The sequence below is a fragment of the Blastococcus sp. KM273128 genome (assembly GCF_021698975.1).
Taxonomy (GTDB): Bacteria; Actinomycetota; Actinomycetes; order Mycobacteriales; family Geodermatophilaceae; genus Blastococcus.
On sequence record NZ_SSXA01000009.1, the window covers coordinates 15,727 to 39,239 of the forward strand.

At 73.9% G+C, this 23,513-nt stretch carries 24 protein-coding genes and 1 riboswitch; of the genes, 8 read left to right on the forward strand and 16 right to left on the reverse strand.

From position 1 onward, the window contains the following. Window positions 1-60: 60 nt before the first annotated feature. Window positions 61-561 (forward strand): MarR family winged helix-turn-helix transcriptional regulator, encoded by a 501-nt coding sequence (locus E9529_RS04375; protein ID WP_236829882.1) that lies wholly within the window; start codon window positions 61-63, stop codon window positions 559-561. 83 nt (window positions 562-644) lie between these two features. Here E9529_RS04375 and E9529_RS04380 read toward each other — a convergent pair whose 3' ends face one another. Genes E9529_RS04380 through E9529_RS04390 form a run of 3 tightly spaced genes read right to left on the reverse strand, consistent with a single transcriptional unit; the run spans window position 645 to window position 3,762 of the window. Next, window positions 645-1,544, reverse strand: coding sequence for an enoyl-CoA hydratase-related protein (locus E9529_RS04380; protein ID WP_236829883.1), 900 nt, complete (start codon window positions 1,542-1,544; stop codon window positions 645-647). Then, window positions 1,541-2,539, reverse strand: coding sequence for an acyl-CoA dehydrogenase family protein (locus E9529_RS04385; RefSeq protein ID WP_236829884.1), 999 nt, complete (start codon window positions 2,537-2,539; stop codon window positions 1,541-1,543). Before E9529_RS04385 ends, E9529_RS04380 begins: the two co-directional genes overlap by 4 nt. Further along, entirely contained in the window at window positions 2,536-3,762 is a 1,227-nt protein-coding gene (locus E9529_RS04390; protein ID WP_236829885.1) for an acyl-CoA dehydrogenase family protein, read from the reverse strand. Before E9529_RS04390 ends, E9529_RS04385 begins: the two co-directional genes overlap by 4 nt. A 103-nt stretch (window positions 3,763-3,865) precedes the next feature. Here E9529_RS04390 and E9529_RS04395 point away from each other — a divergent pair, with 103 nt between their 5' ends. After that, window positions 3,866-4,519 (forward strand): TetR/AcrR family transcriptional regulator, encoded by a 654-nt coding sequence (locus tag E9529_RS04395; RefSeq protein WP_236829886.1) that lies wholly within the window; start codon window positions 3,866-3,868, stop codon window positions 4,517-4,519. A gap of 63 nt (window positions 4,520-4,582) precedes the next feature. Further along, window positions 4,583-6,178: a long-chain-fatty-acid--CoA ligase gene (locus tag E9529_RS04400; protein ID WP_236829887.1), complete on the forward strand. Its 1,596-nt coding sequence runs from the start codon at window positions 4,583-4,585 to the stop codon at window positions 6,176-6,178. An 80-nt stretch (window positions 6,179-6,258) separates the two neighbouring features. Here the strand turns inward: E9529_RS04400 and E9529_RS04405 are convergent, their stop codons facing one another. Beyond that, window positions 6,259-7,113 (reverse strand): patatin-like phospholipase family protein, encoded by an 855-nt coding sequence (locus E9529_RS04405; protein ID WP_236829888.1) that lies wholly within the window; start codon window positions 7,111-7,113, stop codon window positions 6,259-6,261. Between the two features lie 82 nt (window positions 7,114-7,195). Here E9529_RS04405 and E9529_RS04410 point away from each other — a divergent pair, with 82 nt between their 5' ends. Both E9529_RS04410 and E9529_RS04415 read left to right on the forward strand, forming a co-directional pair. Further along, window positions 7,196-8,938 carry a class I adenylate-forming enzyme family protein gene (locus E9529_RS04410; RefSeq protein WP_236829889.1) on the forward strand — a complete coding sequence of 581 codons (1,743 nt, stop codon included), beginning with the start codon at window positions 7,196-7,198 and terminating at the stop codon, window positions 8,936-8,938. 75 nt (window positions 8,939-9,013) lie between these two features. Next, a complete protein-coding gene (locus E9529_RS04415) occupies window positions 9,014-10,072 on the forward strand; it encodes a TrkA family potassium uptake protein (protein WP_236829890.1) in 1,059 nt (352 codons plus the stop codon). Window positions 10,073-10,174: 102 nt separating this feature from the next. Here the strand turns inward: E9529_RS04415 and E9529_RS22560 are convergent, their stop codons facing one another. The 8 genes from E9529_RS22560 to E9529_RS22935 all read right to left on the reverse strand — a co-directional run bounded on the left by E9529_RS22560 (window position 10,175) and on the right by E9529_RS22935 (window position 17,021). Beyond that, complete coding sequence (locus E9529_RS22560) at window positions 10,175-11,755, reverse strand: adenylate/guanylate cyclase domain-containing protein (RefSeq protein WP_236829891.1); 1,581 nt, start codon at window positions 11,753-11,755, stop codon at window positions 10,175-10,177. Between the two features lie 68 nt (window positions 11,756-11,823). Continuing rightward, window positions 11,824-13,014 carry an MFS transporter gene (locus E9529_RS04425; protein ID WP_236829892.1) on the reverse strand — a complete coding sequence of 397 codons (1,191 nt, stop codon included), beginning with the start codon at window positions 13,012-13,014 and terminating at the stop codon, window positions 11,824-11,826. 17 nt (window positions 13,015-13,031) lie between these two features. Continuing rightward, on the reverse strand, window positions 13,032-13,595 hold the full coding sequence (locus E9529_RS04430) for a TetR/AcrR family transcriptional regulator (protein ID WP_236829893.1): 564 nt from the start codon (window positions 13,593-13,595) through the stop codon (window positions 13,032-13,034). After that, complete coding sequence (locus E9529_RS04435) at window positions 13,592-14,188, reverse strand: sugar O-acetyltransferase (RefSeq protein WP_236829894.1); 597 nt, start codon at window positions 14,186-14,188, stop codon at window positions 13,592-13,594. Before E9529_RS04435 ends, E9529_RS04430 begins: the two co-directional genes overlap by 4 nt. A gap of 78 nt (window positions 14,189-14,266) precedes the next feature. Next, window positions 14,267-15,082, reverse strand: a complete 816-nt coding sequence (locus tag E9529_RS04440; protein ID WP_236829895.1) for a MetQ/NlpA family ABC transporter substrate-binding protein — start codon at window positions 15,080-15,082, stop codon at window positions 14,267-14,269. 68 nt (window positions 15,083-15,150) lie between these two features. Then, window positions 15,151-15,810: a methionine ABC transporter permease gene (locus tag E9529_RS04445; protein ID WP_236829896.1), complete on the reverse strand. Its 660-nt coding sequence runs from the start codon at window positions 15,808-15,810 to the stop codon at window positions 15,151-15,153. After that, complete coding sequence (locus E9529_RS04450; RefSeq protein WP_236829897.1) at window positions 15,807-16,823, reverse strand: methionine ABC transporter ATP-binding protein; 1,017 nt, start codon at window positions 16,821-16,823, stop codon at window positions 15,807-15,809. Before E9529_RS04450 ends, E9529_RS04445 begins: the two co-directional genes overlap by 4 nt. Window positions 16,824-16,946: 123 nt before the next feature. Then, window positions 16,947-17,021, reverse strand: a complete 75-nt coding sequence (locus tag E9529_RS22935; protein ID WP_374201310.1) for a putative leader peptide — start codon at window positions 17,019-17,021, stop codon at window positions 16,947-16,949. Between the two features lie 6 nt (window positions 17,022-17,027). Continuing rightward, window positions 17,028-17,122, reverse strand: a riboswitch (SAM riboswitch). A gap of 150 nt (window positions 17,123-17,272) precedes the next feature. On the opposite strand from E9529_RS22935, the gene E9529_RS04455 reads away from it, so the two are divergent. Next, on the forward strand, window positions 17,273-18,211 hold the full coding sequence (locus E9529_RS04455) for an intradiol ring-cleavage dioxygenase (protein ID WP_236829898.1): 939 nt from the start codon (window positions 17,273-17,275) through the stop codon (window positions 18,209-18,211). A 196-nt stretch (window positions 18,212-18,407) separates the two neighbouring features. Here E9529_RS04455 and E9529_RS04460 read toward each other — a convergent pair whose 3' ends face one another. From E9529_RS04460 to E9529_RS04475, 4 genes are all read right to left on the reverse strand, one after another. Then, a complete protein-coding gene (locus E9529_RS04460) occupies window positions 18,408-18,662 on the reverse strand; it encodes a hypothetical protein (protein WP_236829899.1) in 255 nt (84 codons plus the stop codon). 1 nt (window position 18,663) lies between these two features. Further along, on the reverse strand, window positions 18,664-19,938 hold the full coding sequence (locus E9529_RS04465) for a hypothetical protein (protein WP_236829900.1): 1,275 nt from the start codon (window positions 19,936-19,938) through the stop codon (window positions 18,664-18,666). Window positions 19,939-20,110: 172 nt separating this feature from the next. Beyond that, complete coding sequence (locus tag E9529_RS04470) at window positions 20,111-21,157, reverse strand: EcsC family protein (protein ID WP_236829901.1); 1,047 nt, start codon at window positions 21,155-21,157, stop codon at window positions 20,111-20,113. Window positions 21,158-21,194: 37 nt separating this feature from the next. Continuing rightward, window positions 21,195-22,160 (reverse strand): hypothetical protein, encoded by a 966-nt coding sequence (locus E9529_RS04475; protein WP_236829902.1) that lies wholly within the window; start codon window positions 22,158-22,160, stop codon window positions 21,195-21,197. On the opposite strand from E9529_RS04475, the gene E9529_RS04480 reads away from it, so the two are divergent. Together E9529_RS04480 and E9529_RS04485 are read left to right on the forward strand one after the other, a co-directional pair. Next, window positions 22,159-22,476, forward strand: coding sequence for a helix-turn-helix domain-containing protein (locus E9529_RS04480; RefSeq protein ID WP_163208335.1), 318 nt, complete (start codon window positions 22,159-22,161; stop codon window positions 22,474-22,476). The genes E9529_RS04475 and E9529_RS04480 overlap by 2 nt on opposite strands. A 17-nt stretch (window positions 22,477-22,493) precedes the next feature. Then, window positions 22,494-23,420: an integrase core domain-containing protein gene (locus tag E9529_RS04485; protein ID WP_236829903.1), complete on the forward strand. Its 927-nt coding sequence runs from the start codon at window positions 22,494-22,496 to the stop codon at window positions 23,418-23,420. The last annotated feature ends 93 nt before the right edge of the window (window positions 23,421-23,513 follow it).

Genomic DNA, 23,513 nt, shown 5'->3' on the forward strand with positions numbered 1-23,513 from the left:
GGCCTTCGCCATGTCGTAGCGTAGTTGAGCGCTTGACTATTCCGCCAGTATTCTGGGGGCATGACAACGTCGGTGTCGCCCGAACCCCTCCCCACGGGTGAGCCCCGCTGGCTCGACCCGGAGGAGCAGCGGGCTTGGCGTGCCTGGCTGTACAGCGCGCAGCTGCTGCTCGACCGGCTCGACCGCGACCTCAGCCACCGCACCGGCATCTCGCACGCCTACTACGAGATCCTCGTCGCCCTCTCCGAGACACCGGAGCGGATGATGCGCATGAGCGAGCTCGCCGATCGCTGCCTGTCCTCGCGCAGCCGGCTCTCGCACGCGGTCTCCCGGCTGGAGGAGCGCGGCTGGGTGCGCCGCCAGGTGTGCGCCGAGGACGGGCGCGGCCAGCTCGCCGTCCTCACCGACGAGGGGTTCGCCGCGCTGGAGGGCGCGGCGCCGGTGCACGTCGAGGGCGTGCGTCGGGAGCTGTTCGACCAGCTCTCCCCCGCGCAGGTCGAGGCCATGCGCGACCTCGGCGAGACCCTGCTGCGCCACCTGGACCCGGTCCGCATCCCCTGACCCGCTCCGGACGCCGAGATCCGGGATGTCGGGGCCTGAGACAGCCGCACGGCCCCGACATCCCGGAAGTCGGCGCACCCGGGTCAGCCGGGGTGCACGTCCTCCGGCGGCAGCGGCCAGCGCGGCACCCCGGCGACCTCGCCCTCGGGCAGCCGCGCCGGGAACCGCGGCGCCCGCTTCTCCAGGAACGCGGCCACGCCCTCGGCCGGGTCCGGCCCGTCCCCCAGCTCGACCAGGGCCCGGGACTCCGCGCGGTGCGCGTCCCACGGCGAGGGCGCGCCGAGCATCGACCACAGCAGCTGCCGCGCCGCGCCCACCGCGACCGCGCTCGTGTTGTCGGCGATCTCCCGGGCCAGCGAATGCGCCGTCGGCAGCAGCTCCTCGTCGGGCACCACCCGGGAGACCAGCCGCCCGCGCAGCGCCTCGGCCGCGTCGAACACCCGGCCGGTGGCCACCCACTCCATGGCCTGGCTGATGCCGACCACGCGGGGCAGGAACCACGAGGAGGCCGCCTCCGGCACGATCCCGACCCGGCCGAAGACGTACCCGAAGCGGGCCGACTCCGCGGCGATCCGGACGTCCATCGGCAGGATCATGGTCGCGCCGATGCCCACCGCAGGGCCGTTGACCGCGGCGATCACGGGCTTGCGCAGCGCCGCGAACGGCAGCGAGGCCACTCCCCCGGCGTCCCGCGGGAAGCCGCCGATCTCCTCGCTGAGCGGGCCGGGCGGGCGCACCCGGGTGCGCCGGTCGCCGAAGGTGTCGGGCCCGCCGGCGAGGTCGGCGCCGGCGCAGAAGGCCCGGCCGGCCCCGGTCACGAGCACGACCCGGACGTCGTCGTCGGCGTCGGCGGCCGCCGCGACCCGGGTGAGCTCGTCGGCCATGGTGAGGGTGAACGCGTTGAGCCGGTCGGGCCGGTGCAGCGTGACGGTCGCGACGCCGTCGGCCACCTCGTACCGCAGCTCGGTCAGCTCGCCGGTCACCGCCCGCCGCCCAGCGCCCCGGTGACGGCCAGCCGCGCGACGGCGTCGAGGTGCTCGGCCTCGTCGCCGAGCAGCAGCCGGTCGACCTTGGCCCGCCGCCAGTACAGGTGCGCGTCGTGCTCCCAGGTGAAGCCGATGCCGCCGTGCACCTGGATGAGGGTGCTCGCCGCCCGCTCGAAGGTCACCGCCGCGCACGCCTTGGCCGCCGACGCCGCCACCGGCAGCTCGGCCGGGTTGCTGTCGGCCGCCCACGCCGCCCACCAGACCAGCGAGCGGAGCTGCTCCACGCCGACCCACGCGTCCACCAGCATGTGCTTGATCGCCTGGTAGGAGCCGATGCGCCGGCCGAACGCCTCCCGCTCCTGGGCGTAGGCCACGCCCAGCTGCACGCACCGGTCGGCGCCGCCGAGGTCCTCCGCGGCCATGACGACCGCGCCCACCTGGCGGGCCCGCGCCCACAGCGCGCCGGCGTCGGCGGTCAGCACCCGGCGGGAGGTCAGCCGCACCGACGCCAGCCCGCGGGTGGCGTCCATCGGCCGGCCGGGCACGACCTCGCCCTCGCCGACCACGAGGTCGCCGCCGTCGAGGCCCAGGAAGAGCGTCGCGTCGGCGGCGTCCACCGAGGGGGCCGAGCCGTCCACCGCGCCGTCGAGCACGGCGAACGCCGTCGAGCCGTCGGCCAGCTGCGCGGCCAGGTCGGGGGCGTCGGCGAGCAGGACGGCGGCCCGCGCGGCGGTCACCAACGAGGGGGCGGCGAGCACCGCGCCGCCCTGCTCGGCGACGACGGCGAGGTCGAGCAGCGGGCGCCCCGACCCGCCGGCGGACTCCGGCACCGTGATGCCCAGGAAGCCGATGTCGGCCAGCGCCTTGCGGCCGGGCTCCAGCCGGCCGCCCTCGAGCCCGGCGCGGGCGGCGGACGGCGAGGCGTTGCCGCGGTAGAAGTCGCGGGCGCCGTCGGCGATGTCGCGCTGGTCGGCGTCGAGGTCGAAGTTCATCGCGTCCCTCCCGAGAAAGGAGCGGTCTTGTCGTTGCGCGGCTCCGGCGGCAGGCCCAGCACCCGCTCGCCCAGGATGTTGCGGAGCACCTGGTCGGTGCCGCCGGCGATGCTGATGCCCGGCAGCCACGACTGGGTGCGCTGCCAGCGGTCGTCGCCGTCGGCCGTCGCGGCGTAGACGGCGTCGTCGCCGAGCAGCCGCACCCCGGCGTCGGCCATGAGCAGGCCGGCCTCGGTGCCGGCGAGCTTGCCGGCGCTCGCCTCGGGCCCGGGGATGCCGCCCTGGCTGAGCACGGTCAGCCGTCGGTAGCCGGTGTAGCGGGCGGCGAGCGCGGCGACCACCGCCCGGCCGACCGCCTGGCGGGCCAGCACCTGCCGCTCGGGGTCCAGCCGCGGCAGCCGCTCGCGCGCGTGCTCGGCGAACTCCTCGACCGGGGCCCCGATGGCGCCGCCGGCCCCGCCGATGGCCACCCGCTCGTTCATCAGCGTGGTGAGCGCCACCCGCCAGCCCTCGCCGGGCTCGCCCAGCCGCTCCTCGTCGGGGATGCGGACGTCGTCGAAGAAGACCTCGTTGAAGTCGGCCTGCCCGCCCATCTGGCGCAGCGGGCGCACGGTGACGCCGGGGGCGTGCATGTCGACGACGAACATCGTGAGCCCGGCGTGCTTGGGCTTCGAGGGATCGGTGCGGGTGAGCAGGATGCCGTAGTCGGAGACGTGCGCGAGCGTCGTCCACACCTTCTGCCCGTTGACCACCCAGTCGTCGCCGTCGCGGACGGCGGTGGTGCGCAGCGCGGCGAGGTCGGAGCCCGAGGCGGGCTCGCTGAACAGCTGGCACCAGACGTCGTCGGCGCGCAGCAGGCGGGCGAGGTAGCGGTCGCGCTGGGCCTGGCTGCCGTGGGTGATGACGGTGGGCCCGCACATGCCGATCCCGATGTGGTTGATCAGCGCCGGCACCCGGGCGCGGGCGAGCTCCTGGCCGACGATCGCCTGCTGCACCAGCGTGCCGCCCTGCCCGCCGTACTCGCGGGGCCAGGTGACGCCGACCAGGCCCGCCTCGGCGAGCACCCGCTGCGTGCGGCGCATCTCCGCCTCGTGGGTGCGGGCGTCGATGCCCTCCTGGCCGGGTGCGAGGTGCAGCAGCTCGCCGGCGTGCTCCTCGAGCAGGGCCCGGACCCGCGCCCGGTACGCGGCCTCGTCGGGGCTGTCGTCGAAGTCCACGGGCACGCCTCTCGTCGGTGAGCGGGGGTCGGCCGCAGCGTGACAGGCGTCACCCGGAACGGTCAACGGTGACTGTTCGCCGCCGCCGGCACGGCCTACTGTTCCGCGGATGAGCGCCGAGCCCGTCGCCGCCGGCGCCGCTCCCGGGCCCCGCTCGCGCTCGGAGCGGACCGCGGACAGCCGCCTGCTGATCCTCGACGCGGCCGTCGCCTGCCTGGTCGAGGAGGGGTTCGCCGGCGCCTCGACGCTCGCCGTCCAGGCGCGGGCCGGGGTCTCCCGCGGCCGGCTGCTGCACCACTTCCCCTCCCGCGCCGAGCTGCTGGTGGCCGCCGCCGAGCACCTGTCGACGACGCAGCTGGACGAGGTGCGGCGCCGGGCCGCGGCGCTGATGCGGGACGAGCCGACCGGCCGCGAGCGCGTCGAGCGGGCCATCGACCTGATGTGGGCGACGTTCCACGAGCCCCCGTTCTGGGCGGCGATGGAGCTCTGGACGGCGGCCCGCACCGACCCCGAGCTGCGGGCGGCGCTGCGCGGCGAGGAACGCCGGCTCCGGGCGGCGATCGGGGCGGTGGCCGACGGCATCTGGGGCCCGGAGATCGCCGGGGCACCCACCTACGCCGACCTCTGCGAGCTGCTGTTCACCAGCATGCGCGGGGTCGCGCTGGTCTACGCGTTCGAGGACCGGCCGGCCGCCACCGACCCGCACCTGGCGCTGTGGAAGCGCCTCGCCGCCCGCCTGCTCGCGCTCGACAGTCAGGGTTGACCGCGTTCCCTCCGGGCCGCCAGCATGACGCGGGTCACACTCCCCCCGGCTGAGGAGAAGCCCGTGAGCGTCCAGATCCCGGTCCTGCGCGGCCGCGGCATGACGATGAGCGACATGCTGGCCCGGCACGCCCGCACCAGCCCGGACGCCCCGGCGCTGCGCTTCGAGGGGACCGGCCGCACGTACGGCGAGCTCGACGAGCGGGTGGACCGGCTGGCCCGGGCGCTGCACACGCGCGGGGTGCGCACCGGCGACCGGGTGGCGGTGCTGGCGCTCAACGGCATGGAGACGTGGGAGGCATACCTCGCCGGCGTGCGGCTGGGCGCGGTCGTCGTCCCGGTCAACTTCCGGCTGGTCGCCGACGAGGTCGCCTACGTGCTCACCGACTCCGGCGCCGTCGCGCTCGTCGTGGACGGCCCGCTGGCGGAGGTCGCGGCGAAGGCGCGGGAGCAGGCCCCGGGCGTCACGAGCGCGCTGGTGATCGGCGGGGGCGACGCCGGGCCGGGCAGCGAGGACTACGCGGCGGCGCTCGACGCGGCCGGCGGGGACCCGGTCGACGTCGTCGTGGACGAGGACGCGGCCGCCTTCATCATGTACACCTCGGGCACGACCGGGCGGCCCAAGGGTGCGGTGCTGACCCACCGCAACCTGATCATGCACGCGTTCAGCCAGATCACCACGCTGGGCTGGGACCCCGACGACCGGGTCGCCGTCCCCGGGGCGCCGCTGTTCCACATCGCCGGGCTGGCCGGCGGGCTGCCGCCACTGCTGCTCGGCGGCGTCCACGTGATCCTGCGGTCGGGCGCCTTCGACCCGGCGGCGACCCTGGACCTGATGGAGCGGGAGCGCGTCTCCAGCATCTTCCTGGTGCCGGCGATGTGGGCCGCGGTGCTGGCGGTGCCCGACCTCGCCGCGCGCGACCTCTCCGCCCTGCGCCGGGTCTCCTGGGGAGCAGCGCCGGCGTCCACCACCCTGCTGCGCGCACTCATCGACGCCTTCCCGCAGGCCGAGGTGGTCACCGCCTTCGGGCAGACCGAGTGCAGCCCGGTCACCTGCCTGCTCCGCGGCGAGGACGCGGTGCGCAAGATCGGCTCGGTCGGCACCCCGATCCTCAACGTCGAGGTGCGGGTCGTCGACGACGCGATGGAGGACGTCCCGCAGGGCGAGGTCGGCGAGATCGTCTACCGCAGCCCGATGGTGATGAAGGAGTACTGGGGCAAGCCGGAGGCGACCGCCGAGGCCTTCGCCGGCGGGTGGTTCCACTCCGGCGACCTGGTGCGCCAGGACCAGGACGGCTACTTCTACGTCGTCGACCGCAAGAAGGACATGATCATCTCCGGCGGGGAGAACATCTACTGCGCCGAGGTGGAGAACGTGCTGGCCGCCCACCCGAAGGTCGCCGAGGTCGCGCTCATCGGCGTGCCCGACACCCGCTACGGCGAGGCGCCGCTGGCCGTCGTCGCCCCGCGGGACGCGGCCGACCCGCCGACGGCCGAGGAGCTGGCCGCGTTCTGCCGGGAGCGGCTGGCCCGCTACAAGAACCCGCGGGAGTACTCGGTGGTCGGGGCGCTCCCCCGCAATCCCAGCGGCAAGGTGCTCAAAACCGCGCTGCGGCGGGAGCACTCGGCCGGCTCGCTGGTCGCCGACCCGGTGGTGTGAGCAGGGCTCGCCGACAGGGGGCGCGGTCGCGCAGGGATCCGCGCGCGATCTGCGCGGATGCGCACACCGTCGGGCCGGGCTCAGCCCGTCCAGGCCTCCCCGACGCGCGTCACCACCGACGCCGCCTGCGCACGCCCGGCCCGCGCGGCGGGCTCCCGGGCGGCAGGGTCGAGCACGTTGCGGCCGATCGCCGCGCGGGCCGCCTCGTCCGGGGCGACGACGGCGACGCGGGCCGAGACCATGCCGGTGACCTGGGCGTCGACGCTGGCCATCGGCCCCACCCCGCGCGGGATGGGCGCCAGCACGACCAGCCGGTCGCAGCCCTGGGCCAGGTCGGCGTTGGCCGCCGAGCGCATGCCGCCGTCGATGTACCGGCGGCCGTCGATCGTGACCGGCGGGTAGACGCCGGGCACCGCGCAGCTCGCCGCGACGGCCTGCACCAGCGGGACGCCGGAGTCCCGGCCGAAGGTGCGGAACTCGCCCGTGGCGGCGTCGACCGCGGTGACGAGCAGCTCCCGCTCGGGCCACTCGCGGGACACCAGCCGCGAGCCGATCACGTCGAGCCGCTCCTGCTCGGTCGGCGTCGCTCCGGCCTTCTCGGCCGCCAGGGCCAGCGACCCCACGCGCCGCCGGAACTCGACGTCGCGACCGCGGCTGACGATCATCGCCCACGCGTAGCGGGCGAGGTTGCCGCGGGTCATCCGCGCCACCTTCTCCTGCGACGGCGGCTCCAGCTGGCGGGCGTACATCTCCTCGAGCGGGGCGCCGCTGGTGAGCTGCGCGCCGACGACCGAGCCGGCCGAGGTGCCGACGACGAGCCCCGCCCCGGTGAGGTCCACCCCGGCCTCGGCCAAGCCCGCGAGCAGCCCGATCTCCCAGGCGATGCCGGTGATCCCCCCACCGCCGAGCACGAGGGCGGTCCGCTGGTCGCTCATGGGTCACATCCTCACAGAACCCTCGACACGGCCTGTGAGCTGGGCCACCCTGTGGCTCAGGTCACCCGACGAGAGGAAACGAATGACCACCGTGCAGTCCGCCCCGGCAACCACCACGGCCAGCTGGCCGCCCGGGTTGCCCCGGTCCCTGGACTACCCGAGCGTGCCGGTGGGGTCGATCCTCCGGGCCGCCGTGCGCCGGTGGGGTGACCGGACGGCGTTCGTCGACCACGACGTGCCGCTCACCTTCACGGAACTGGGTGCACGGGCGCACGCGGTGGCCGGCTGGCTGGCCGACCACGGCATCGGGCGGGGCGACGTCGTCGCCGTCCACATCCCGAACTGCCGCCAGTACCCGCCGCTCTACTACGGGATCCTGCTGGCCGGCGCCACCTTCTCCCCCACCAACCCGCTGCTGCCGGCCGCCGACCTCGCCGCCCAGCTGGACGACGCCGGCGCCACGGTGCTCATCACCTGGGACCAGGTGCTGCCCTTCGTCCGCGGCGCGGTCACGCAGACCGGGGTGGAGACCGTCGTCGTCACCGGCGAGGCGCACACCCTCGACTTCGCCGCCCGCCTCGACGGCCTCGAGCCCGCCGACGTCGACCTCGCCGACCTGCTGGCCGGGGACCCGACCGACCGGCACCTCGATGCCGGAATCGACGTCGCCACCGACCTCGCGCACCTGGCCTACACCGGCGGCACGACCGGCGTCAGCAAGGGCGTGGAGCTGCCGCACCGCCAGGTCGTGACCAACGTCGTGCAATCGGGCTGCTGGACCGCCGGCGCCCTGCCCGTCCTCGACGAGGAGGGGGACGTGACCCTGCAGCAGGTGCTCGGCCCCGACGAGTGCCCGACCCGGCTGGGCGAGGCCCGGATCATCAACCTGACGCCGTGGTTCCACGCGATGGGTGCGATCGGCTACCTCAACGGCATGGTCATGGGCGGCACGATGACCGTCATCCACATGCGCTTCGACCCGGTGAAGTACGTCGAGGACATGGTCCGGTACGAGGTGACCTCGATCGGCGGCGCACCCCCGGTCTTCGTGGCGCTGCTGCAGGTGCCCGGGTTCGCCGAAGCCGACCTCTCGCACGTCCGCGGCATCAGCAGCGGCGCCGCCCCGCTGCCGGTCACGCTCATCCAGAAGATGCAGGCGCTCATGCCCAACGCCACGATCGGCGAGGGCTACGGCCTGACCGAGGTCACGATGATGGCCACCGGCAACCCCACCTTCCGGTCGGGCACGCGCAAGCCCGGCACCGTGGGCGTGCCGATCTTCGACACCGAGATCACCATCCGCCCGATCGGCGGCGGCGACCCGCTGCCGCCCGGCGAGCGCGGCGAGGTCTGCATCCGCGGCCCCCAGGTGATGCGCGGCTACGCGCACCGCCCGGAGGCCACCGCCGAGTCGATCGACGCCGACGGCTGGTTCCACTCCGGCGACGTCGGCATCCTCGACGAGGACGGGTACCTCGCGATCGTCGACCGCACCAAGGACATGCTGCTCTACAAGGGCTACAACGTGTTCCCGCGGGAGCTCGAGGAGGTCCTCTTCGGCGTGCCGGGCGTCGCCGGGGCCGCCGTCGTCGGCCGGCCCGACGAGGAGGCCGGCGAGCTGCCGGTGGCCTACGTGGTGCGCAAGGACGACGCCGACGGCGCCGCGTTGACCGCGGAGTCGGTCATGGCCGCGGTCAACGACAAGGTGACCCCGTACAAGCGGCTGCGCGACGTGCGGTTCATCGACGCGATCCCGGTCTCGGCGGCCGGCAAGGTGCTCAAGCGGGAGCTCGCCGCCCGCGAGCGCGAGGCCGTCGAGGGCTGAGCCGGTCCGTGCCGCCGCACCCCGTTCGGGTGCGGCGGCACGCAACCTGGCGCTGCCCTCACTATCGTCCGCGGCGTGGAGGAGCAACGGAACGGGCTGGAGACCGAGCACAGCGGTGTCCGCATCGCCCACGTCGAGCAGTCACCGGTGCGCCAGGTGGGGCGCCGCGTCGTCATCGCGTTGGTCGTCCTGCTCGTCGTGATCGCGATCGTCTACCTGGACCGCGACGGCTACGCCGACAGCCGCGGCGACGAGATCTCGATCCTGGACGCCGCCTACTACGCGACGGTCAGCCTCTCCACCACCGGCTACGGCGACATCACGCCGGTCACCCCCCTGGCGCGGTTGACCAACGTCCTGCTGATCACGCCGCTGCGCATCATGTTCCTGATCGTCCTCATCGGAACGACCCTCGAGGCGCTGACCGCGCGCTCGCGCGAGGAGTTCCGCATCCACCGCTGGAGGTCCCGCGTGCGCCAGCACGTCATCGTGTGCGGCTACGGCACCAAGGGCCGCAGCGCCATCCGCTCCCTGCAGGCCAGCGGCACCCCGCTCGAGAAGATCGTCGTCGTCGACCCCGAGCCCCGGGCCATCGACGAGGCCAACGCGATGGGCCTCACCGGCATCGTCGGCGACGCCGGCCGCACCGAGGTGCTGCGCCGGGCCGCCGTCGAGCGGGCGCGGTCGGTGATCGTGGCGGCCAACCGGGACGACGCCTCGGTGCTCATCACCCTCACCGTGCGCCAGCTCAACCCCAGCGTCCCGATCACCACCAGCGTCCGCGAGGAGGAGAACGCCAACCTCCTGCGGCAGTCCGGCGCGGACACCGTCATCACCACCTCGGCCACGTCCGGCCGGCTGCTGGGCCTGTCCACCGACAGCCCCCGCGTGGTCGCCGTCGTCGAGGACCTCGTGACCGGCGGGCAGGGTCTCGACCTGCACCAGCGCACCGCCACCGCCGACGAGGTCGGTTTGAGCCCGCGCCAGCTGCGCGACATCGTGCTCTCGGTGACCCGCGGCGGGCGCACCCTGCGCTTCGACGACCCGCTGATCGGCACCCTGCAGCCGGAGGACGTGCTCGTCGTCGTCAAGGCGCACGAGCCGGGGAAGAGCATGCAGCTCCCCACGCAATGACACTTGTCGACCCTCCGGGTCGACGACCGCGGCCAGGTGCCGTTCCCCTGCTTCGCTGAGCCCTGCCCATCCTTCCTCTGGGGAGCCTCCGGCCCCCCGTCGTCAGGACCCGCTGCGCGGAGCCCAGGTCGTGCCTCGGGGACCCTCCGGGCCCCGCTCGGCGCGACCTGTGGCGCGCACCCATGTACGGGTCAGGTCATCCCGACCTCTCAGCCGCACCTCCCGGTCGGCCTGCCAGTGCGCCCGCTCCGCGGGCGACGCGGCCAGCACCGTCGGCTCGCTGGCGACGGCGCGGCCCGGGTGCTCCTTGGCCAGGTCGGTGAGCCGCGCCGCCTCGTTCACCGGGTCACCGATCACCGTGTACTCCATCCGGCTGGCCGCGCCCACCTGCCCGGCCCACACCCGGCCGCACGCCACGCCCACCCCGACGTCGACCTCCCCCGCGGCGGCCACGGCGTCGCAGATGCGCCGCGCCGCCCGCAGCGCCGCGCCGGCCGGGTCGGGGTGGTCGGCCGGGGCGCCGAAGACGCACAGCGCGGCATCGCCCTCGAACTTGTTCACCAGCCCGCCCTCGTCCTCGATCGCGTCGACGACCACCCCGAAGAAGCGGTTGAGCAGGCCGACCATCTCCTCCGGCCCGGTGCGCCGCACCAGCGCCGTCGAGCCGGCGACGTCCACGAACAGCGCCGCGACGGCGCGCTCCTCCCCGGCCAGGGAGACGCCAGTCGCCAGGGCCCGCTGGGCCACCGTCGTCCCGACGTGCCGGCCGAACAGGTCGCGCAGCCGCTCCCGCTCGGCCAGGCCGGCGGCCATCGAGTTGACGCCCTCCTGCAGCAGGCCGATCTCCCCGGCGTCGTCCACCACGACGTCGACGTCGTAGTCGCCGGCGCCGACCTGCTGCACGGCCCGGCGCAGGTCGCGCAGCGGCTGCCCCACGGCGCGGGCGGTGAGCACCGTGGCCAGCGCGCCGACCAGCAGCGCGACCACGACGAGGAAGACGACGGCGGTGCGCCCGGGCCCGTCGGGGTTGCTCGGGTCGAGGTAGAGCAGGACGACGCCGACCATCGGCACCCCGCTGGTCAGCCCCCAGGTGAGCAGCAGGCGGATGCGCACCCCGAGGGTGAGCGCCCCCGCGGGTGGGTGCGCGGCGAGCGCGCGGGCGGTGACGGAGCGGGCGGCCCGGGCCACCAGCAGGTAGGTGACACCGGCGGTGACCACGCCGCCGAGCAGCGCCGCGACGCCGATCCGGGCCCCCACCCGGGCGTCGGGGAAGGCGGCCGCCGCGATCCCGCCCACCAGCACGGCGCCGAGCAGCCAGACGACGGCGGCGACGAGGGCGGTGTCCAGCGGCAGCCGCAGCGCCTGCCGCGCCTCGGCCACCGTGGGCTCGCGACCGGCGGTCAGCCAGCGGTTGGTGGCCCGCTGGCGCCCCAGCCCGGCGAGCACGGCGAGCGGCAGGGCGACGGCGAGGTAGCCCGCGGCCGCCCACAGCGCCTCGGCCCGGCCCGCGCTCCCCGGGTCGCCGTCCACACCGAGCAGCAGCAGCGCCACGGTGCCGACGCCGACCAGGTTGGCCGCGACGACCAGGACGACGATCACCGGGACGGCCAGCCGGCCGCTGGGCGCCCACTCGGCCATGCCGGGCAGCCGGCGCCGCACGTCGTCGTCGCCCGCGGTGGTCACGTGCGGCTCAACGAGCGGGGCCGGTGGACGGCACGGCCGGGCACCCGATCGGGGTCACCTGTTCATGATCACCGGACGGCGCGGCCCGGCAGCGCACGCCCGAGCACCAGCGCGCCGACGCCGGCGACCACCACGCCGAGCAGCGCCACCCGCAGGCTGGCCGCGTCGGCCACCACGCCGATCAGCGGCGGGGAGACCAGGAAGCCGATCCGCAGCAGCCAGTTGATCACCATCAGGCCCTGGCCGTGCGGCAGGCCGGGGAGCTCGTCGGCGGCGTGGTAGACGGCCGGGATGAGGGTGGCGACGCCGAGGCCGGCCAGCGCGAACCCGACCAGCGTGCTGGGCACCGAGGGCCAGGCGAGCGCGACACCGAGACCGACCGCGGCCAGCGCACCCCCGGCCCGCGCGACCCGGCTCTCCCCGAACCGGTCGACCACGCGGTCGCCGGTCAGCCGGCCGACGGTCATCGCGGCCGAGAGGGCGACGAAGCCCAGCCCGGCGACGGCCGCGCCGGCCTCCAGTTCGGTGCGCAGGTAGAGGGCGCTCCACGAGGCGCCGACGTCCTCGATCAGCGCACCGCAGCCGGCCAGCAGGCCGAGCACCGCCAGGGCGGGGACTGCGGCCCGCCGGCGCGGCCGTTCCCGCGGCACCGCCTCGGCGACCGGCTCGGGCTCGTCGGAGCCGGGGAGCACGCCGCGGGAGACGACGAGGGCGGCGGCCCCGAAGACGACGGCCGAGACGCCGAGGTGCACCGGCAGCGGGACGTCCAGCCCGGCCGCCGCCGCGCCGAGCAGCCCGCCGGTGACCGCGCCGATGCTCCAGACGCCGTGCAGCGAGTTGATGATCGAGCGCCCGTAGAGCCGCTGCACGCGCAGGCCGTGGGCGTTCTGCGCGACGTCGACGACGGCGTCCAGCGCCCCGACCACCAGGAAGGCGGCGGCCAGGGCGGCCCAGTTCGGCGCCACCGAGACCGTCCACACGACCGCGCCGAGCAGCGCCAGGCCGTAGGAGGCGACCCGCCCGGAGCCGAACCGCCGGTTCAGCGCCGCCGACGACAGCCCGGCCAGCAGGGCACCCAGCGGGACCGCGGCCAGCGCGGCGCCCAGCGCCGTGCTGCTCAGCTCGAGCTCGGCCTTGACCGCGGGCAGCCGGGGCACCAGCCCGGCGTAGAAGACGGCGTTGAGGAAGAAGCAGGCGGCGACGGCGCGGCGCGCGCGGCGCAGGCGCGGGGGCTCGACGACGGCGGGAGCGGTGGACACGGGGGGGGCAGCCCTCCTCAGCCGGCGAACCGGAGCAGCGCGGCTCGGATCTGCGCGGCGTCCATCGGGTCGGTGGACAGCGCGCTGTGCAGGACCAGCCCCTCGACCAGGGCGTCGACCTCGCGGGCGGTGACCGGGTCGAGGTGGCGCTCCAGGCTGCGGCGGCTCCGCGACATCCAGTCCTGGGTGACCGCGCGCAGCTCGGCGTCGCGGGCGGCGGCGACGTACAGCTCGACGGCGAGCACCAGGTCGCGCTCCGAGCCCAGCAGGTCGCCGGTGAGGTGCTCGACCAGCGCCTCCAGGGCCGCCGCGCGGTCGGGGGCGGCGGCCATGCGGGCGTCGAACCGCGCCGCGACGTCGTCCACGTGCCGGGTGAAGGCGGCGGCGAGCAGCTCGGTGAGCGAGCCGAAGTGGTAGGTCAGCGACCCCAGCGGGACGTCGGCGGCGCGGGCGATCGCCCGGTGGGTGGCCGTCGCGACCCCGCGGGCCGCGATGACGTCGAGGGTGGTGTCGACCAGCCGGTCGCGCCGCCCCGGGTCGTGCCGGCGGGTGCGGCGGGCCGGCGCGGGATCGGCGCTCACGGGGCGGGCTCGTCCAGCCGGCGGACGATGCGCGCCGGGTTGCCGACCGCCACCACGTCGGCGGGCAGGTCGCGGGTGACCACCGCGCCGGCGCCGACGACGGTGTTCTCGCCGATGGTGACGCCGGGCAGCACGATCGCCCCGCCGCCGAGCCAGACGTTGTCGCCGATGGTGATCGGCCGCGCCGCCTCCCACTTGTCCCGCCGGGGGCCGGGCTCGACGGGGTGGGTGGGGGTGAGCAGCTGCACGTCCGGCCCGATCTGCACGTCGTCCCCGATGGTGATCGGGGCGACGTCGAGGGCGACCAGGCCGAAGTTGGCGAAGCAGCGGGCGCCGATGCGCAGGTTGCGGCCGTAGTCGACGCGCAGCGGCGGCCGGATCTCGGTGCCCTCCCCCACCGCGCCGAGCAGCTGCTCCAGCAGCTGCCGGCGCAGCGGCCCCTGGCGGGCCGACGTCGCGTTGTAGGCGTCGGCCAGGTCGATGGCCCGGGCGCTCTCCTCGGCGATCTCCGGGTCGTCGGCGAGGTAGAGGTCACCGGCGAGCATCCGCTCGCGCATCGTGCGGCAGTCGCCCTCACCGGGCCGGGAACTCATAGGAACGAGCGTACACATGGCCACCCGAGGCGGGGCACCCGTGCGGGCACCCCGACCCCGGCGGTCACGACATGCTGCTCAGAACGCGGCGAGGACGGCGCCCTCGTAGTTCTGCTCGATGAACTGGCGCACCTCGTCGGAGTGCAGCAGCTCCTCCAGCTCCTGGATGCGCTCGTCGCCCTCGTCGCCGGTGCGCACCACGAGGAGGTTGGCGTTGGGGTTGCCCTCGCCCTCCTCCAGCGCCAGCGCGTCCTCGGCCGGGACCAGGTCGGCCTCGATGGCGTAGTTGCCGTTGATGACCGCGATGTCCACGTCGGCCAGCGAGCGGGGCACCTGCGCGGCCTCGACCTCGGAGATCTCGAGGTCCTTCGGGTTGTCCTCGATGTCCAGCCGGGTCGGCGCGGCGTCCCCGGTGTCGGCGAGGGTGATCAGGCCGTTGGCCTCGAGCAGCCGCAGCGCCCGCGCGGCGTTGGTCGGGTCGTTCGGGATCGCCACCGTCGCGCCGTCGGGCAGGGCGGCGAGGTCGGTCAGCGACTCGGAGTAGATGCCGAGCGGCTCGATGTGCACCGGGTCCAGGGCCGCGAAGTCGTAGCCGGCGCTGGCCTCCTGCTCCTCCAGGTACGGGATCGTCTGGAAGTAGTTGGCGTCCAGGGAGCCGTCGTCGAGCGCGACGTTGGGCTGCACGTAGTCGGTGAACTCGACGATCTCGAGGTCCAGGCCGGCGTCCTCGGCGAGGTTGTCGTCGATGAAGCGCAGGATCTCCGCGTGCGGGACCGGGGACGCGCCGACCCGCAGCGGCTCGTCGGCCGCGGACAGCTCGGCCTCGCCGCCGCAGGCGGCGAGCAGGGCCGTCATCGCCGACGCGGCCAGGACGGTGGTGAAGCGGGTGCGCATGGTGGGAGCTCTCCTCGGGTGGTGCGGGGTGGGACGGCGGCCGGTCGGCCGCCGCGGGGGGGGTCGGATCAGGCGTGCGCGAGCGAGCGCGCCCAGCGGTCGCCGGCCCACTGGAGGGCCTGGACGATGACCAGCAGGAGGACGACGGTCGCCAGCGTGATGTCGGTGCGGAACTGCTGGTAGCCGAAGCGGATGGCGAAGTCGCCGAGCCCGCCGCCGCCGACCGCACCGGCCATGGCCGAGTAGCTGATCAGCGCGACGACGGTGACCGTGACCCCGGCGACCAGCGACGGCCGGGCCTCGGGCAGCAGCACGGTGCGCACGACGTCCCGGCGGCGGGCACCCATCGACAGCGTCGCCTCCACCTTGCCGGCGGCGACCTCGCGCAGGCTGGTCTCCACCAGCCGGGCGAGGAAGGGGACCGCGCCGATGGTCAGCGGCACGATCGCGGCGGTGGAGCCGATCGTCGTCCCGACGATGCCCCGGGTGACCGGGGCGACGAGGACCAGCAGGATGATGAACGGCAGCGCGCGGCCCAGGTTGACGACCAGGCCCAGCGCGCGGTTGAGCAGCGGCCGCGGGGCCAGCCCGCCGGGGGCGGTGACGGTGAGCAGCACGCCCAGCGGGACGCCGAGCAGCACGGTGACCAGCGCCGCGACGCCCACCATGTAGAGCGTCTCCCAGGTGGCGTCCAGCAGCTGCGGCCAGATGCGGTTCCAGTCGCTCACCGGGACACCTCCGCGGTCGCGGCCACGCGCTCGACCAGGACGCCGTCGGCCTGCAGCCGGTGCACGGCGTCGTCCAGGCCCGCCCCTCCCCCGGTGACCCGCAGGAGCAGCCGGCCGTACCGGCCACCGGCGACGGTCTCCACCGATCCGCCGGCGATCTCGACGGCCAGGCCCAGCTCCCCGATCAGGGTCTGCAGGACGCGGGTCTCCGGGGTCCGATCGGTGACGGTCACCCGCAGCAGGGCGCCGTCGTGCCCGGCACCGGCGTCCGCGACCGGCGCCGGGAGCAGGGCCTCCCCCAGCGGCGAGCCCGGCCGGGTCAGCACGTCGGCCAGCCGGCCGCCGTCGACGACCCGTCCCCGGTCGAGCAGGACGGCGCTGTCGCAGACGGCCTTGACCACGGACATCTCGTGGGTGATCAGCAGGACGGTCAGGCCGAGCTCGTCACGCACCCGGCGCAGCAGCTCCAGGACGCCGGTCGTGCTGGCCTGGTCGAGCGCGGAGGTGGCCTCGTCGCAGAGCAGCACGTCCGGCCGGACGGCGAGCGCCCGGGCGATGGCCACGCGCTGCTGCTGCCCGCCGGAGAGCTGGGCGGGGCGGGCGTCGGCACGGTCGGCCAGGCCCACGAGGTCCAGCAGCTCCCCGGCCCGCCGCCGGCGCTCGGCCCGGCCGACGCCGGCGAGCTCGAGCGGGTGCTCCACGTTCCCCGCGGCGGTGCGCGAGTCGAGCAGCTCGAAGTGCTGGAACACCATCCCGATGGAGCGCCGCGCCTGCCGGACCTGCTCGTCGGGCAGCTCGGTGAGCACCTGCCCGTCGACGGTCACCGAGCCCGACGTGGGCCGCTCCAGCAGGTTGACCAGGCGCACCAGCGTGCTCTTGCCCGAGCCGCTGGGGCCGACGACGCCGGCGAACTCGCCGCGGTCCACCGACAGGCTGACGCCGTCGACGGCGACGACCTCGTCGGCCCGCCCGCGGGCCGGGAAGACCTTGCGGACGTCCTTCAGTTCGATCACGGGGTGCTGTTCCTCGGGGTTGAGCAGGCACGGGCGGGCCCCGCCGGGAGGGCGGCGGCCCGCGGTGCGCGGGGCAGGGGTGCGCGCCCGCGTGCGGCGGGCGTCAGCGGGAGGCGGGAGGCCTCAGCGGCACATGGCCGTGCCGGTGCGGCACAGGTCGACGTGCCGGCGGGCCCACGAGAGCAGCTCGTACCGCATGGTGTTCCTCCATCGGTCCTGGCAGTAGCACCCGCGCCCGCCGATGCGGGGGGTTGCTGCGACGTCGACGAGCCAGGTCTCTCAGCCGCTCCGGATGGTTGCGGCAGCGAGTCTACGGACCTGATCCGGGCGTTTCCCCTCTGCGACCTGCGACGTCACTCACACAGCGCACTCGCAGCCGCTGTCCAGCCGGGTCGCGGGTCCCCGGCCGAGCGTGGTCCCCGACCACGCGAGCCGACCCAGGAGAGCCCATGACCCCGCTGCCGACCGGCCCCATCCCCGCCTTCGAGGGGCGCCAGCTGCCCCGGCCGGACGAGGAGGTGGTCGACCAGGGGCTGGGCTTCGACCTGGGCACGCTGCTCAGCCGGCGCCGGCTGCTGGCCGTGCTGGGTCTCGGCGCGGCGAGCGCCGGCCTGGCCGCCTGCGGCGCCGGCTCCTCCGCGGCCACCGGTGCCTCGTCGACGACGGGCGCCACCACGGCGTCCGGGGAGATCCCCGACGAGACCGCGGGCCCCTACCCCGGGGACGGGTCCAACGGGCCGGACGTGCTCGAGCGGAGCGGCATCGTGCGCAGCGACATCCGGTCCAGCTTCGGCGGGTCCAGCGGCACCGCCGAGGGCGTGCCGATGACGCTGGAGCTGGTGGTCCGGGACCTGGCGAACGGGGGCGTGCCCTTCACCGGCGTCGCCGTCTACGTGTGGCACTGCGACCGCGACGGCGGCTACTCGATGTACTCCGACGGGATCACCGACCAGAACTACCTGCGCGGCGTGCAGGTGGCCGAAGCCGACGGTCGGGTGCGGTTCACCAGCATCGTCCCGGCCTGCTACCCGGGGCGGTGGCCGCACGTCCACTTCGAGGTCTACCCGGACGAGGGCAGCATCACGGACGCGGCCAACGCGATCGCCACCTCGCAGGTGGCGCTGCCCAAGGACCTGTGCGACGCCGTGTACGCGACCAGCGGCTACGAGAGCTCGGTGCGCACCCTGGCGCAGGTCACGCTCACCAACGACGGCGTCTTCGGTGACGACGGCGGCGCGAGCCAGCTGGCCACCGTCACCGGCGACGTCGCGAGCGGCTACACGGTGACCCTGCCGGTCGGCGTCGACACCACCACCGCGCCGAGCGGCGGCGGGACGGGCGCCGGCCCGGGCGGCTCCCGCGGAGGTCCGCCGGGCCGGCCGTCCTGACCGGGGATGCGTCCGGCACCCGAGCCGGGACGCACGGAGGGCCCGGTCTGGTGACCGGGCCCTCCGTGGTGGTGCGGGGTGGGGTGTTCGTAGATCCGCGGACGACGAGGTGAAGCGTCCGTTTCTACGAACGGCGCCAGCGGCTTGCACCCGTCGGTCCAGAAATCAGCACCCTCTACAGGGCACCCGTGCGGAGCTACCGATCTGCGGCCGGCTTCCGGGAGAGGTACACGCGCCGAGGAGCCTTTGCACTCACTGGACCGCCCTTGAGCAACTGGGCGATGACCCGCTCGGTGGCGCCGCGTCCCTTCAGGCCCTTCACCTGCCCGACGATGGCGCCCTCGGCGGTATGGATCACGATGTCAGCCTCGCTGTGACGCCGTCCGCGCTTGACGCTGCGGTCGGCAGCGCTGTCTGTGGCCATCCCGCCTCCCTTCATGGTGATGCGCACGCTAGGTGGTCCGTACGACAGAACGGTAGAGGCTCACAGCCTCAACGACAGCCCAGGCCTGAGCAGCCGCAATCGTCGCCCACGCCATGCAGTTCCAGGGTGACAGCAACGGCACCGTGACGATCAGCGCCATGCCGAACAACACGAAGGAGGACACGACGAGCACACGCCGCAGCGGCCAGTGGAGTCGAGCCACCATCACGTGCTCTGGCGCGCGACTGAGCCAGGACAACAGCAAAGCCGGACCCGCGAGCAGGATCGATGCGGGAGACGATCCCGCAGGGCTCTCAGCGATGAAGACGTCGGTGAAGGTCCGGGCCCCCAGCGCCAGCGCTACCAGCACGCCGGTCAGCAGGGCACCCCACAGGGTGACACGGGGCAGCCCCCGACGTTGCGGCGTGAGCACGATGTCGGCTGTCGCCGTCGTCAGGCGGTGATCCGGACGGCAGGCAACATGCGCGACGGTCTCCGGGTCCCGACGGGGAGCCCGGTCCTCCCATTCGCTGCCGAGGGTCCCGTCGACGTCGTACTCCCGGACGCGCAAGGCGCGAACACCGAGGCCGGCCGGAGCCTCGACCTCGAAGTGCCAGCTCGCCGCGATACCAAACTGCGGGATGCCGCGGGCGATGGTGGTCGGGATGCTGACCTTTCGGATCTCCGGCAGTTCGTCCTCGTACGAGTACTTCACGATCGAACGAGTCCCGACCACGGCGGCGTCGGCTTCGACGGCGAACAGGAAGTTGCGCGCCAACTGGGCGGTCATCGAGGCGAAGACCTCCTGCGCGGGCCCGGACTCGATGTCTCCCTGTGAACCGAGCCAGGCCTCGAACTGCGCGACGGCCTCCGGAGCGCCGTTCGGCGAGCAGTACACGACCCCCTCAAGCGTGTTCCGGCACTCCTCGGACGAGACAATCGTGTCCGGCAGCACCTGCGCGGCCAGCGCGAGCAGCATCTCGACAGCCAGGCTGCCGTTCTCTTCGGAGTCCAGGATGGGCAGCGGCTGACCGGATGCACCCCGGGTGTTCACCTTCCGCAGCGCGCCCTTCCGGACGAAGCCGAGGGGCAGGAGTACCCGCTTCCCACTGCGCTCGATTGCCGGAGAAGGCAGCGTGTAATCCAACGACACGTGCAGCGTCGTGCCGCCGTTGGCGTCCATGCGCAGCGACTCCACCCGCCGGTGCATCCAGGTGTTCGAGCGCAGCATGAGTCCGGCGAGGATGACCCCGGTGCTCGGCCGTGCTGTCAGCTGTCGCAAACGAGACGTCAGGTTCGCCACGCGCTCACGCGGAGAGGTCGTCATGCGGCCGGCGCCGTGGCAGGTCCCTCCGTCGTCGACATGACCGACACGGGTTCCCTCCAGCTCGTCCGTCAAGTCCTGGCGACCCCAGGCCCCGGCATCCTACGGAGCAGTGAGCTGAGCGATCACAATCTGTTCACACGGCGACCAGTCAGGTACCGGCCGGCTCTTCGCCGCGGTCATCGCCGCCGCCCCTGTCGAGTTCCTCGTCGAGCAGCTCCGCCACGTCGATGACATCGGCTGCCTCGCTCCGCTCGCCGGCAGAGGAAGACGTGTCAGGCGCCGGGAGGCCGTAGCGTTCCCGCAGGAAGCGCTCGCGGTAGATGTACTCGGCATCGTCGGTGACACTCGTGAACAGCTTCGCGTTCATGCCAGCCCCGAACACGGTGCCAACAATCGGCACGGCCTGGCCGAGCTTGCGCTGGGTGATGCGGATGCCGAGCCGGGCGAAGACCTGCTCGACCACCCGGGTCACCGCGTTCCTGCGCAGCTGCTCCCAGGTCGCCCGGCGGGCCAACATCTGGACGAGCTTGTTGATCTCCGCGTAGGCGGCCACCTTGCCAGCCCCTGTCGCGGTGCCCATGCCGAGCACCGCCAGCGCGAACAGCCGCTCGTCCGGCTTGTCGACGTCGTAGCCGTAGTAGGCCGCGATGTGCGCGACGGCACGGTTGGCTCCCAGGAGCACGGCAACGGCATCCGCCGCCATCGCGCCGATCACGGTCGCCGCGCCGGGAGCGCCTCCGGCGCCGACCCCGAAGACACCGCCAGCCGTTGCGAGAAGTTCGCCACCGGAGACAGCGAGACCGGCCACAGCGCCTTCCGCGGTGGCGCCGGCGGTGTAGACCAAGCCCAGCTTCGGCTTCACCCGGTTGATGACCTGCAGGTCCAGCTTCCGGATGTCGTCGAGGTCATCGACGGTGTGGCCACGCTTGCGGTAGGCCTCGATGATCGCGCCGTCACGCACGCTGGCCATCGCGGTCCGGGCACCGAAGTCCCCCAGGCCGCCGAGGGCCTCCAGGAACTTCGCCTCGAACTCTTGCGCACCCGGCAGCGCCTCGAACTTCTCCTTCGCGTTCTGCCCGGCCTTCACCGCACGGTCTCGCACCGCGGCCGGCAGCATTCGTCGCGTCCGAGCGGTGAGTCGCTTCTGACGCCACTCGACGATCTCCGCCCATGCCCGCTCGTCGTACGGCGTCATGTCAGTCGACACTGCGTCCCCCGTCATCGTGGTTCCCCTACGCCTTGTCGTCGGGCGCACTACCGGCGACGAGATCCTCGTGGTCCTCGGCGACAGCGGCGTTGTCCTCGTCGAAGTGGTCCAACGTCTCCTCCGGCTCTCCGGCACTGATGTCGCGCTGCACCGTCTTGCCGATGGCCTTCTCCACGAGTTGTACGAGAGCTTCGCGCCGGCGGGTGAAGTGGGCGTCGAAGTCGCTGGCCCGCAGGGCTTCCGCATCCACCAGATGAGTGCCAAGCAGGCCGTCGACGCGCTCCGCGTCTACACCGGCCTTCTTCTCGATGAGCTTCAGGTAGATGGCCGGGTCGCTGCCGCCGATCGTGCGGTTGGTCTCCGCCGACAGCGGCGTCTTGTTGATGATGCTCTCCCGGCGTTCGTCGTCGATGTTGTTGTCGAGGCACCACTTCTGCGGGAACACGTGGTGGATGTCGACGGCCAGGTTGACGTACTGAACCTTGTCCAGCGCCTGACCCTTCATCCAGTCATGTGCCCCGTTGCCGAGCAGAAGGGCGTAGATGCCCTTGTAGGCGGCCGCACCGCGCGTGCGCAGCGAGTGCAGCCGGGACTCCACGAAGTTGGCGTCCTGGACCGTCTTCGGCGTGACGGCTCCCGGCTGCTGCCGGGCCCACGCCGGGACCTGCTCGATGTCGCGGACGAACCGGGTCTCGATCGCACTGCCGTACAGCTCGCCCAGGATGCCGCACCAGTACCACTGCCTCAGTCGGTCGCGCACGCCGATCAGGTCTGCGTCCTTGCCGAGTTCCACCTTGAGCGCCGCCAGGGGGACGAGCTGCTTCGGGTACGGCAGGAACCGGGTATCGAAGATGTGCAGATCCGCGAGAAAGGTGGACGCCCATACGAAGGCTTCCCGGAGCGGGTCGCGCCACGTCAGGTTGTCGCGCGTCAGACTTATTGGCATGACCCGTTGCATGCGGGCGTGACCTGCGAGGAGTCTGATCGTCATGGCGAGACCACCGGTGCTGCCGGCGGAGGACAAGACCCGGATCGTGTTGTCGATCCTGGCCGGGGAGGTGACCGTCGCCGAGGCCGCACGGCGGGCGAAGGTGTCCGAGCAGGCGGTGGGGACCTGGAAGCGGCAGTTCCTCGACGCCGGGCGGGCGGGCCTGGTCGCCGGCAAGCGCGGGCCCTCGACGCGGGAGGCGCAGCTGGAAGCCGAGGTCGCAGAGCTGACCACCGCGCTGGGTGAGGCCGCGATCGAGGTGCGGGTCTGGAAGAAGTCCGCCGAGGGCCGCCTGGGCCCTTCGAAGACCTCGAGGTGATCCGCGTCGAGGCGGGCATGCCGACCACGAGGTTCTGCAAGCTCATCGGTGTGCCCGAGCGGACCTGGCGCCGCCACCAGGCCCGCGCCCGCGCCGGCCAGCTCCCGAAGGGCCCCTGGCCGCAGCCGGCGCGGGCCGGCGTGCGAGAGGTCGCCCGCGCGCACGCGCTGGCTCACCCGGCTTGGGGGCACCGCAAGGTGTGGGCGATGTGCCGCCACGACGGGCACCGGGTCTCCCAGGCCACCGTGCTTCGGCTGCTGCGCGATGAGGGCCTCATCCTGGAGGCGGCCTACCAGCGGGAACGCCGCCAGCTCGCCGCCCGGCGCAAAGCCGCGTTCGCCACCGAACCCACCGGCCCCAACCAGGTCTGGCAGCTGGACTTCTCCGAGTTCGAGACCACCACCGGCGGCACCTGGCGGCTGGCCGGCTGCCGGGACTACTGGAGCAAGTACGAGCTGGGCTGGCACGTGTCCCCGACGGCGAACATGCATGACGCGATCGCCGCGGTGGAAGCCGCCCTCACCGAGGCCGAGCGCCTGGCCGGGCGCCCGCTGGTCGACCTCGCTCCCCGCGACGCCGACGGGCACATCCAGCCGCTGGTCACCCTCGTCACCGACAACGGCGGCCCGTTCCGCAGCTTCCGGTTCGAAGCGTTCATCGCCACCCACCCCGAGCTGCGCCACGTCCGCACCCGGGTGCGCACCCCCGGCCAGAACGGCTCCCGCGAACGCGGCTTCGGCTCGCTGAAGTACGAGCGACTGTTCCTGGAAGAGATCGACAGCGTCCTGGACCTCGTCGCCCACGCCGAGGACTACCGCATCGAGTACAACACCGTCCGCCCCCACGAAGCGATCGCCTGGAACCGCCCCCACGACGTCCACGTTGGCGCCGCCGACCCGCTCGTCCCCAGCTTCCCCGATCCCGAAAAACTGCCAACTACTTGACGCGGGACAAGGTAGTCCGTCAGCTCCAGCTTGAGGACGTCCTCCCGTTTCGCCGACACAGCGGGGGGTCTCTCGGAGCTGTCGGCCCGATTG